At 49.8% G+C, this 11,489-nt stretch carries 6 protein-coding genes; 3 read left to right on the top strand and 3 right to left on the bottom strand.

What is annotated here, in order from left to right; translation table 11 throughout:
• The first annotated feature begins 69 nt into the window (after nt 1-69).
• The 3 genes from ACO08I_RS21075 to ACO08I_RS21085 all read left to right on the top strand — a co-directional run bounded on the left by ACO08I_RS21075 (nt 70) and on the right by ACO08I_RS21085 (nt 2,903).
• On the top strand, nt 70-1,551 hold the full coding sequence (locus tag ACO08I_RS21075; protein WP_282783083.1) for a redoxin domain-containing protein: 1,482 nt from the start codon (nt 70-72) through the stop codon (nt 1,549-1,551).
• Nucleotides 1,552-1,629: 78 nt separating this feature from the next.
• A complete protein-coding gene (locus tag ACO08I_RS21080; RefSeq protein ID WP_282783084.1) occupies nt 1,630-1,950 on the top strand; it encodes a hypothetical protein in 321 nt (106 codons plus the stop codon).
• 599 nt (nt 1,951-2,549) lie between these two features.
• Nucleotides 2,550-2,903: a hypothetical protein gene (locus ACO08I_RS21085; protein ID WP_421946987.1), complete on the top strand. Its 354-nt coding sequence runs from the start codon at nt 2,550-2,552 to the stop codon at nt 2,901-2,903.
• Between the two features lie 105 nt (nt 2,904-3,008).
• On the opposite strand, the gene ACO08I_RS21090 is transcribed toward ACO08I_RS21085, so the two are convergent.
• The 3 genes from ACO08I_RS21090 to ACO08I_RS21100 all read right to left on the bottom strand — a co-directional run bounded on the left by ACO08I_RS21090 (nt 3,009) and on the right by ACO08I_RS21100 (nt 11,468).
• Entirely contained in the window at nt 3,009-5,807 is a 2,799-nt protein-coding gene (locus ACO08I_RS21090; protein ID WP_421946988.1) for a hypothetical protein, read from the bottom strand.
• A gap of 345 nt (nt 5,808-6,152) precedes the next feature.
• Nucleotides 6,153-7,472, bottom strand: coding sequence for a DEAD/DEAH box helicase (locus ACO08I_RS21095; protein ID WP_421946989.1), 1,320 nt, complete (start codon nt 7,470-7,472; stop codon nt 6,153-6,155).
• Between the two features lie 153 nt (nt 7,473-7,625).
• Nucleotides 7,626-11,468, bottom strand: coding sequence for a hypothetical protein (locus ACO08I_RS21100; RefSeq protein ID WP_421946990.1), 3,843 nt, complete (start codon nt 11,466-11,468; stop codon nt 7,626-7,628).
• Nucleotides 11,469-11,489 lie beyond the last annotated feature (21 nt).

Raw genomic sequence — 11,489 nt, forward strand, 5'->3', positions numbered from 1 at the left:
TAACGGCATGCTTTATCTGCTCGTTAGACACAAATTTCCTTGCCGTTAGTGATTTTTAAAAACCACGCTATGAAAAAATACCTGTCGGGCATTTTGCTTTTAGCCTTTACTATAGCGGGCTTTGTACAGTTAAGTGCAACAGTCGACCCCATTGTTTGTCAAGCTGATACCGCTTATGAGATCACTGTAAAGTGCAAGCCTTACAAAAATTGTTTTATTGTTTTAGGGCACTTTTTCGGAGATGAATTCAGGATTGACACCACTGCTTCCGTTGATGAAAACAGCGAAGCTAAATTCACTGGTACGGAAAAGCTGAACGGTGGTATTTATGTAATTTTCATTGAAGGGCGGGAGGAATATTTCGATTTCTTGATCAGCAGTGGATACCCTCGCTTCACCATTATTGCCGAGTTCGACCAGCAGGGTAAAGCCTTAAACTTTGAATTCCTCAATTCGCCAGAAAACGAGCTGTTGCTGGAGTATAAAGAGTACATGTCGGTCAAGGAACGAGAAATTCTTGAAGCGCAGGGAGGATTGGCTACGGCTGAAGCCCAAACCGATTCAGCACTTTACATTAGCCAACTTCGCGCAATTGACAAAGACATCCGGAAATTCCGATCAGTTATGATGCAGCAGCATCCGAGTTCGTTCTTGAGTACGCTGCTGAATGCCATGCAGGAGCCTATCCTCCCAGAACGGCTTCGCAATCCAGAAAATGCAGCGGATTCGAGCGCCGTAAAGTACTACCGCAAAGCTCATTTTTGGGACGGAGTCGATTTTTGGGATGGTCGTTTGGCTTATACGCCTTTTTTCAATAGTAAACTAGACCGTTACTTGTATGAAGTGGTAGAATGGCATGCCGATTCGGTCATCAAACAAATAGACTGGATGATGAGCACAGCTGTTGCGAACGAAACGATGGAATACCTGATTTTAGATAAGTTGCTGTATGGCTGTCTCAGCCATAGGTTCAAATGGGAATCTGCCGTATACATCCATCTTTTTGAAAATTATGTGGCACCAAAGACTTACCCGTGGCTGACGCCTGAAATAAGAAAGCAGCTTACCGACTATGCGTACTTGCTTATGGGCACCACCCAAGGTGCGCCTGCTGCGGACATCAAGCTGCCAGACTCAGAAGGGAAGATACGAGCGCTTTCGGCTGTGGAAGCCAAGTACACTGTCTTGAGTTTTTGGGATCCGGTCTGTTCTCATTGCCTGGAGACCCTTCCTGTCATGGACTCCATTTATCGGGCAGAATGGGCCTCAGAAGGAATTGAAGTATATACAGTAGCCTCCGAAACTGAAGGCACCCGAGGTGATTGGCTACAAGTCATCAATTCGAATCTGGGCGCACAGTGGATAAATGTATATATTTCTAGGGAAAGGGAAGCCGAATATGCAATGGCAGGCGAATCTAGCATACTCCAAAAGTACGATGTATGGTACTACCCAGCTTTCTTTTTGCTCGATCACGAAAAACGTTTCATGGCGAAAAAGCTGAGCTTCTCACAGTTGCTTGAACTGATAAGCTCCATAGTAGACAAATAACACTCAAAAAACCAAATCTTCCTATCATGAGAAAACCAACAACACCACCCCCTCCTTCTAGCCGCCGCATCTTCCAACTTGGCCTCGGCGCCACAGCTGGCATCCTCACCACCGGCCATCGGCTGCAATAATGCCGGCGGTGAAACAAGCAACTGTGCCGTCACGCCCGACCAGACCCTCGGCCTATTCTACCCGTACGTCAAAAATGGAGACGGCCTGCCCTGCCAGGTCAGCACCGTAGACAATTACGACTCCCGGGAAGATATGGATAAAGACGAAGGCCAAGCTTGGGAAGCGGTGTATCCCGGGATGAGTGAAATCTGCGTCAGTGACCGCATCGAGTCAACCCGGAGGCTGGTCAGAACAGAAGTGCAGGAGCTAGTCTACTCTGTAGAATAACTTGAATCCGATAACCCCAAAACGGCGGCGGCGCGAATTGGGATTGTGTAAGAGCGTGTTGGGATTTTGGTCTTCTAGTCGAAAACTAGCAATTTTTTGGTTGGTCGAGGTACGGAAACCTGAGTCCGTACGGATGAGGGTTTTTGTGGCGAAGTACAAGCGAAAAAGTGCAGTTTGTCCCGGTACGGACCCTTATGGGCAGACCGATTACTAAAGTCCCAACAGGCTCCAAATGCTAAAATCGAAACCAATGCAAAGTTATAAACTGCTGCTGGGGCTCTTCCTTGCCCTGGCATTCTGGCAGTGTACCAAAGAGGATCAGATCCGTACAGAAACGGAAACGACCGGGCGTAAACCAAATTGTCGCAGCTGACGTGAATTTTTTAGGTAAATCTTTCGATCGATAAGTGCGACCCCGCTGGGGTCGATTCCAAGATTTAAGCTCGTTTTTACTGATGTACGACCCCCAATAGGGGTCGACTATTAGTAAAAAAAAACAGCAATCAATATTTTTAATTGACGCCGTAGGTGTCAAACATACCGAAGAAAATGAGAGCCGATGCGACAATCCGGTTTGCGCCCAAACGACCCTTTAAGAATTGTACAATCAGTACGAGCGGGTAGAAGTTGGGGTTGGGTTGGGCAAAACCTGGAACCTGAAAGCGGTTACCTTCGCTCTAGAGGCAAGTGGCGGCTATTCCCAGTGGCTGAACGTGGACGGCAACTATTTGAATCAGGAAGGTGTACTGCAAACCCTTGCCCCGGCGGGTGAAATACCCAGAAGCTGGTTGGGGCGAGTAGATATAGCCTTACTGAAGCCCCTGTCTGAGCGCTGGACAGTTGGATTGACGATGCAGGCGCAAACGCCGGTTAAGATATCCCCAAGTTCAATGAGCTGTACGCATCGGCTGTACCCATTAGGTTTTGGGGTGTTAGTGGGGCTTCGGTTATGAGATAGTTGGTGAAGCGCTTTGATGGTCCTCGTAAAATCAGTTCAGATGGTAGGGCATACGTATCTGCCCTAATGTCTAAGGGAGGCTTTTACTTCTGGTGTAGATTTAGTCCAGCATCTCCTCCGGCAAGAACAAGTAAATAACCGCATTCCGGTCCGCCTCATCCTTCACCGCTTTCACGCTGCCCTCCAGCAGTATGGGCTCAAGCTTTTTAGAGTAGACCGTAATCATTTCTTTCAGGAAGCGGCCCCGGAGGTTGGGGAGGTGTTCGTTTCGGAAGTTCCTGGCCGGTGTTGCCCGGGTTTCCGGGGTGCCAAGAAATTGCTCACCTCCTGGCTTCTGTGGCAGCACAGTAATGGCATCATAAAAATAGCCTTCGTCCAGGTTTCCGCTGAAGGTAGCCTGCCCTACGATGTCTGCACTGCCCTGAATAAAGACTTTGATTTTCTCGCGGTCTGTTTTTTTCAGCGCAAGCAAGGCTTCTGATACGAAAGTGCCTACAGTTAGCCCGTAGCGTTCCCGGAAGTCATTGCGGCTCAGGAAGTACTCGCCGGCGCCAAAGAGCAGTTTTACGGCTTGGTCGGCATCCTTGAGGCGGACTTCAAAGTAGCGGCCTTTATAGCCCTCCACCACTTCGTCATCGGGGTGGAAAACAGCATCCCAGTAGGGGCGCTCCACCTGAAAGCTTTCAGACCATTCTTCTTTGGTGACGGGCTCGAGCTGGGTATCTGTGTCGTATTCTTCCTGTAAGGTCTTTTCCTCCTCTTTCACCTCTGCCTCCTCTTCAATCTCTTGTTCTAGGGCTTCGGTCGCTTCTTCGACCTGCTCCGCTTCCTCTTCAGCTGCTTCCAGGTCTTCCAGGGCTTCGTCGATTTCTGGTTCGGTGGTCTGCTGTTCTTGTTCAATGTCCCGGAGTTTTTCCCGGAGTTCTTCGAGGCTAAGGCAGTCCGTTTCTTCATCGAATAGCCGGTAGCGGTTCAGGAAGTCATTGACTTGATTTTCCAGCCCGGCAATATTGCTGCCAGCCTGATCAAGTTTATCGTTCAGCCCCGTTTTTTCTGCCACCAGTTGGAGCAGGTCGTTCTGAAGCTGGTCCAGGTCTTTAATCCGGGTATCGTAAAAGGTACGGGCGTTACTGATTTTGCCATCGATATCATTGACCCGTTGCTGCAGGCGGGTTTCCTTGCCGGTCAGAATTTGAGCAATATCCCCGATGAGGGTCGCTTTTTGGGAAAGATCTTCCAGTTTGCTGAGTGTTTTTTCGGCTACCGGAATACCCTCTTTGCCCAGCTTGAGCCTGTTTTGGAAGAGCTTGAGGTCTTTAGCTTTATCCAAAAGTCTGCCTGGCTTGGAGAGCAGTTTGCCCAGTTTGGTTCTTAACTTACCCTGCGTTTGCTCGACTCCGGTAAGGTCAGCCAGCATTTGCTCGAAGTCAGACCGGCAGAGTTTCAGTTCCTGAGCAAGGACGTCTTCCGGCTTGAGGTCCTCCATTTGCTCCTGTAGGTTTTCCAGCTTTGCCTCTTTTGCTTTTGCCTGCTCCACTTCCTGTTGTGCAGCCTGTACTTCCTCCTCCAGCTGTTCGGTTTCTTGCTTTACCTGTTCGGTTTCCTGCTCCAGTGCATCAAGTTGATCCTCTATTTCTTTTTTCTGCTGTTCCAGTTCTGCAATTTCGTCCAGCAGCTCGTCTTTCTTTTGGTTGACTTTCTTCGCTTCTTCGACCAGCTTACCAGCTTCGTCTTTTGCCTTAGCAACCTGATCATGGAGCTCCTCGAGAATACTGCGTGGTTTATCCTCCAGCTTTCTTGTCAGTTCCTCTTTTTTTTGCTTCAGGTCAGCGAGTTGATTTTCCAATGTCTCGGCTTTATCCTCCTGCCGCTGTAGTTTTTGCTGGGCTTTTGCTGCCTTATCTTGCACCTGATCAAACCGGTCTTTGAGTTTTTTGGAACGATCAGCCAATGCTCTCGCCTTTTCGCCCAGTTTCTTACCCCGCTGGAAGAGGTCGCCGATTTTGGACAAGAGCCCCGGGAAAGGGAGCTTAGGTTTGAAATTGCTTAATACGCCAAGTATATCGTTCAGGGTTTTGGCTTTACCGACCAGCCCTATCGGTCCAGGCAGAAAGGTCCCCAGCCGGGAGCCCATCAACGCAAGTGCCCCTTTGAGTAAGCCCAGTCTGGGTTTTGCTTTCTCCAACCCTGATTTGGCGTCGTCGATTTTATTTTGGGTTTCGGGCCCAACAGGCAGTTGTGCCACCTGTTCCTCCAGGTGTTGTATCTGTTTCCGTTTGCTTTGCTGTTTGATCGCTTCCTGGGGGTCAGGTTCTGCAGCAGGCTGCGTAAATGGTTTGAGCAGGTTGCCCTCTTCATCGAAGTAGCCCAATTCTTTACCGAGCTTCATGAAGGTATTAGGAAGGGCGGTGAGTGTAGTCCCCTCCAAATTCTCGGTACGGTCTTTTTCCTCAGGGCAGTGCGATTCCATTCGCCGGATGAGGTTGAGCGCCCGCCGGGAACTCTCAAAACAACGTTCCTTAAACGCTTTGACATCTGGCTCTTGCTCCTGTATGAAAGCCCTGAAGTCCGGGTTTTTATCATACTCATCGCCAAAATAGCTTTCCAGTTGGTACAAGCGCAGGCAGCTTCGGCCGCCCAGTTCGCTGTTGGCGTATTTCCGCTGCCAATCGCTGTCGCTGGCTACTGAATTTAGGTACTGCTTTACTTTCAGGTAAGCATTTTTGAAATCCTCAGTTCGCTGGGGCGTAATGCTGCCATTTTCCGGCGCATTCAGTGCGATGGCTTGTAAAGAAGGGGAGCAATCGTTATCATGGCAGACTTCGTTGGCTTGGGCAATCGCAAAAACGGATACAAAGGATAAAACAGCCACCATGAGGTAGCGGAATGTTGTAAACATGGGGTTCGCTTGGATTAGGAGTGGAGTTAAAAAGCCAGGTCACAGCTAGCGGCCTGGCTCCGAAAATAGATAAGTAAGTTATTCCCCCTTACTTAACTGTCGTCGTTGTGTTATTTGCTTGATCTTATGGAGTTATACTGATTTACCTTCAAGGTAGGTGTGAAGGCCCTTTCACTCCAAATTTTAGAGGCGGAATGTTCTGAATGGTAGCTCTCGTGTTCTGAATGGTAGCAATGCAGGTGTCTAGGGAAGGGCGTTTGTTGAATGCCTCAACCTTTTACCTGAGCTATCCGATTCTATTTTAGGCAGGAGGAGCTTTGCTGCCGAACAGTGGAAAACAGGCGCTTACTTCTTCTGCTCCAGCAAATGCAGCCGGATCTTTTTCTTCTTCAGTTTTTTGTTGTCCAGCACCTTGAGGATCTTATCTGCCTCACTACGGTGCACGGCGATGTAAGCGCAGTCCCGCTTGAGCTCAATAGCACCCAGTTGGTCCGGTTTCAGTCCGCCCTCCTTGAGGAACAATCCGGCTATATCCCCCTTGGAGATTTTATCTTTTCGGCCGCCCAGCATGTAGAGGGTCGCCCATTCGCTGGGCGTAAGCTTACCGTCGACAGTGAGTGTAATCATTTTGGCTTCGCGGGCGTAGTGGGGCAAATCCCGGTTTTGGGGCTTGATCAGGTAGGCTGCGCCCTCGCTGTGCATCCGTGCCGTGCGTCCATTGCGGTGAATGAAGGAGGCTTCATCAAAGGGAAATTCAAAGTGGATGATGTAATCCAGCTCCGGGATATCGATACCGCGTGACGCCAGGTCGGTAGACAAGAGGATGCGGTGCGTACCGTTTCGGAACTGAATAAGGGCCTGCTCACGGTCCAGTTGGTCCATGCCGCCGTAGAAGCAGGTGTGGGCTATCTTTTTCCGGTCCAGAAATACGCTCACCTGTTGCAGGGTATCCTTCAGGCTGCAAAATACGATGCCTCTGCCGGCCCCAACTTCAGCCAACAGCAGTGCCAGGGTACCGTATTCATCCACTTCCCCTGCGGCAACCGCCTTGAGTGCCAGCTGCGAGGTGTCTTCCGCTTCAAACTGTAGCCGGGTCGGCGCTTTTAGCCCAACAAAATCCGGGATACTTACGCTCTGCGTAGCCGAAGTCAGGATTTTCCGGTCCAGTGAGGGTATGCTTTCAATAATAGCCCGCATTTGCTTTTCAAAGCCGGTCTCCAGCGACTTATCAAATTCATCCAGCACCAGGGTTTTAATGTGCGCCGTCGCCAGGTTTTCCCGTTCAATATGATCGACAATCCGCCCCGGAGTGCCCACCAGAATGGCCGGCGGGTGCTTCAGGTCCTGCTTGTCCTTGTAGCCCGCCCGTCCTCCGTACACGGCATTGATCTTAAACCCGCTCCCCATATCCCGGGCAATTTGCTCGATTTGGATGGCCAGCTCCCGGGAGGGCACGAGGATGAGCGCCTGTACTTCCTCCAGTTCTGGGTCCAGTTGCTCGATGACGGGCAGCAGGAAGGCCAGGGTCTTACCGGTACCGGTTGGGGCGACCAGAATCAGCTCCGGTCCTTCGGCGATGGCTTTATGGGCGGCCACCTGCATAGGGTTGAGCTGGCTGATCCCCAGCTTTTCCAGCATGGCTTGTTGGTCTTTTTCTTTGGACATGGGGCGAAGGTAGGGAAAAAGTGGGTGGGTTAGCGTCTTCCTGCAGATGCTGATGGGAGTGGCTTTTGCTTGGGCAAGCCCCTTGCCTTCAATGGTGGGCAATTACTGCATGGTGTAGAGCTTATACTGTGATGAATGGTGTTTTTTGGAAAACTATGGCTGGTTTGTACCTACTGACCAGATAATAGTTTCCATTTGCCTAAGCTGATCCAGAAGCTTCTTTCTTTTTTCAGGATCTTGCTCCTGTTCGGCGCCCTGTAGAGATTTAGCATATCCGGCTTTGACATTTATGATGTGCTGTTTAAATCGCATCCGATCGTCTTTAGTGAGCCCGTTCATTACATCCTCAAGGCCCTTACTAGGCTCCCCCTGAGCATTTACAAGCCCGTTAATCCAATCTTTAGCCTCTACACCTTCCGGTCTCTTCAGGCTCGCCTTAATTTTGAATTCGGACCCTGGTATCAATAGCTTTTCCTTTTCCTGTGGGCCATAGTGCGAGAAGTTCGCTATATCAGCACCAACTGAATCATCAATAATATTGAGGGTGAACATTTTATCTGCACCCTGTAGCGCACCATCTACCTCTCTTGCGGTACTGATGGCTGCTTTATCATTCCATGCTTGGTCATTGATGCGTTTGTCAATGTAATCCCCCTTACCGTCAAACCGAAAAACCGTAGCTTTAGGATCATAGCCCTCCGTTTTGAATTGAGGGTTTTTATTAAGTTTATTAATAGCATCGACGAGTACTCCCCGCCATTTGTTGACATTAGATTCCAGTTGCTGAGCATCAGACAGGCGTTCGGCGTTGGCTGCTTTTTGGTCGTCTGTCAAAGCATTGATTTCATCGTCTTTTTGTTTGATGTTTACTTCGTCCGGCATTTTCCAATTCGCCTTGTCCATAGGATTGGCGTTGAGTGCCGATACCCCACTGAACCGGCTGGTATCATTCAGCACCTGGAAATAGCGTGAGGAATACATGACAATGGCTGCCACCTCGTCATCGGTAAGCTGATCTTCAAGTGGGACTTTCTGCCGTTGCATCTCATCCCGGTAAGATTGCCTTCGTTTATTTATAGAAATCATTAGCGGCTCTTCATCCGCCGTTTTGTAGCCTACTAATTCTGAGCGTTCTGCTTCCGGGCGTTGTTTTCGGGCATCCTCGGCAGCACGGGCAAAGAGGTCTGCTACTTTAAACATCTTCATTACCTGTGCTGGAGATGGCTCGTTTCCTAATGGGCTGTCTTTCTTTGGGGCAACGGTCTGCCCGCTGCTTTGGAGGCCCTGGTTCCATAGATTGAACCTGTTGTAAGCAATTTCTTTATTGGTCTCTTTTAACCGTTGCCGCAGTTCCTGCTTTTCTGCATCTGCCATATTGGGGTTCTTGCGCAGCTTCCGCTGAATTACTGCGCTGCGGAGAGTTAGTTTAGCCATTTCCTGCTGCTGCTGGCTTATCTTATCCGCAATAAACGGAGCGAGGCTCTTCTGGCCTACTTCTTTGTACGTTTCCCGGATGATATCAGCCGGTGGGGTTTCAGGGAAAGCATCGTTCCATCTGCGCAGCGCTTCCTGTTCCTTTTCAGAGGGGGAAGGGAAGTTGACATCATCTTTTTTGACTTCGGAAATGATTTCCCTTGCGAGCTGTAAAGTTTTAGTGCTTCGATCAGATAGCACGATGCCATTGGCTGGGTTCATGGCTAAGTCTGCTATGCGTTGCCCGTACTTAGCAGTATTGAGTATTGCTCTCCCTTCATTTCCTTCTGCTGCGAGTTTATTGAAATGGTCAATTTGGTAGCCTACGTTCATCAGTATGGACTGCATACGCTGCTGTCGGCCTAGTTTTACTTCCTGTCCGCCCTGCATACCTTTCACAACATGAATCGCTGCGCCACCACTGAAATAGCTCTCGTTGGCATAAATGAGTGCTTTGCCCTGAGTCTCCTCGAAGCGGGTGATCAAAGCTGCGCGGTCTGCCAGCAAACGTACTCTTTCCTGTGGTGTGGTAGCAGCGCTCTGGAGTTTAGCTGAATTGGCCTGCAATTTTTCAATTTGCTGACTAGCTTCGTCCAATGCTTCCATGTACAGCTCATCTTTACTGTTTGCCTCAAGGTGATCGGAAGCCTGGTCTGGGTTTATTTTTGCATTAAGTTCTTTCTTCTCACGGATGGCAGCCTCAGTTTCAAGGTAGATCCGTTCTGCTTTCTGAAAGATGGCCATTAAATCCCGAACCTTTTCCTCTGCCACCGCTGGTCTTACGCCCTGGTCAGTTAAGGATTGGGAGACGTTTTCGAGGGTATCCTTCATGTAAGTATCCCAGTCATCAGAGGATAACGCCTGGGCCACAGATACCAAAGAAAGTGCCATCTGAGTTTGGCGTTTACGTTCTTTACCTTCTGCAACCAATGCCCTTTCACCAACTGGAAGGTCGGCTGTTTTCCCTCCAGGATTAAATTTATCGATGTAGGCTTCATCTTGCTCAGTGCCCGGGGTCATGAAACCATTGGTATAGACATTAGTGTCAAACAGAACCCCGGAGGAAAGCCCCGGGAACGCTTCTCCGAATTTTTGATGGAACGCCTTGACAACCTCCGCCTCTAATTCTGGTCTGGAGGGTATAGCGAACGTTATATCGTAGTCAGAAGTAGGCGATACGCTGCCCGGTGCGAGTGCCTGTATAGCATCTGTGTCAAGCCCATTTTTCCAGGCAACTTCCTCTATTGCTGAATCAACAATACCGTCTACTGTGTCTTTTCGATAATTGACCATTTTTTCCATCACGGCCAGGTTCATCTGGTAATCATCAGAGGGTTGTCCTTCCTGATTGTAGGCGAGGGACTTTTTAAGGTCGAACCAATTATTGCTAAACTCGGGCAACACTTCCCCGGGACCAATATCTTCTTTACCATTTTCGCTTTTCCATTTGTCGAATAGCTGGTCGACAAGTTCTTGGCGTTCTTTTCCTAACTGAGCTTCGGTTGCTGCTGCCTTTTCTCTATCCATCCGAAGTTGAGCCTGCTGCTTTTTAATATCCGTCAGGCGCTCTGGAGTGGGAGGGTTTGTGTTGGCTGTATCAGTTGGGGGATTGGGATCGTCCGTATCATTATCACTGGCGGGTGTGTTTGAATCATCATCACCCTTCTTTTGATCATTTGAAATAGCATCAGTTGAAGATGTTGTGACCGCGTCAAGGCGGGGCGTTGCTCCCAGACGGGAAAGGATACCATCCCTTACGGCTTGCATAAAGCCTTTTCGCGTAGTGTCTGCGGTGGCGAAATCCGGTTTAGGGAACTGGCTCAGGTCGATCAGTTGTTCGGCATTAGCCTGTGCGAGGGTGCTGTCGAGCTGGTTGAGCCAGCTGCCCAGGGACGCTTCCAGTGCCTGCTGGTCTGCATCATCCGCTTTGTCACCAGTGAGCTTGAATTGCCCGTCTTTGTACGCCTGGTTGACGTGCATCAGGTCGGCGAGCAGGCGCTCGCGGGTAGCGGCGTCCATATTTTCAATAGCATCCGGCGTCAGCTTAACCTCTTCTCCATCTTTGACCCATCTTTTGAGTTTCAACTGGTCGTTGTTGAGTAGGTCGCCGATTGTTTTTTTGACCTGTGCTTCCTTTTCCGCTGGAGAAAGTGGGGTTTGGGCTGTAGTGCTACCTACAGATTGTTTGCCACTAACAGATCCCGTTTGATTGCTATTCTGTTGTGAAGCGTTCTCAGAAGTGTCAGCCTCACTGGCGGATTGGGCACGCTGTCGCTGTTCAGTGCGGCTAGTGGCACGCGAAGGGGGAGCGGAATTCGACCGTTGCCGGGCCTCAGTGCGGGAGGTAGGGTTTGAATTGGTATCGCGAGTGGTTGCTGACCGGTCCCGCGTACTTGTATTTGAGGAACTGCGGTCACGGCTGTTGCTGAGGCTGGAGCGGCTACGGCTACGCGAATGGCTGTCCGGCCTGGCGTTGGTCCGGGAACGGCTGGAATTGGAACGGGAACGGCTGGTTTTGGACATAACTGTATTTTTTATTTCAAA

It is taken from the genome of Phaeodactylibacter xiamenensis (assembly GCF_965229835.1).
In the GTDB taxonomy this organism is placed as follows: domain Bacteria; phylum Bacteroidota; class Bacteroidia; order Chitinophagales; family Saprospiraceae; genus Phaeodactylibacter; species Phaeodactylibacter xiamenensis.

Coding starts and splice junctions, on each gene's coding strand:
- ACO08I_RS21075 (WP_282783083.1), top strand. CDS start 70: ATGAAAAAATACCTGTCGGGCATTTTGCTTTTAGCCTTTACTATAGCG.
- ACO08I_RS21090 (WP_421946988.1), bottom strand. CDS start 5,807: ATGTTTACAACATTCCGCTACCTCATGGTGGCTGTTTTATCCTTTGTA.
- ACO08I_RS21095 (WP_421946989.1), bottom strand. CDS start 7,472: ATGTCCAAAGAAAAAGACCAACAAGCCATGCTGGAAAAGCTGGGGATC.
- ACO08I_RS21100 (WP_421946990.1), bottom strand. CDS start 11,468: ATGTCCAAAACCAGCCGTTCCCGTTCCAATTCCAGCCGTTCCCGGACC.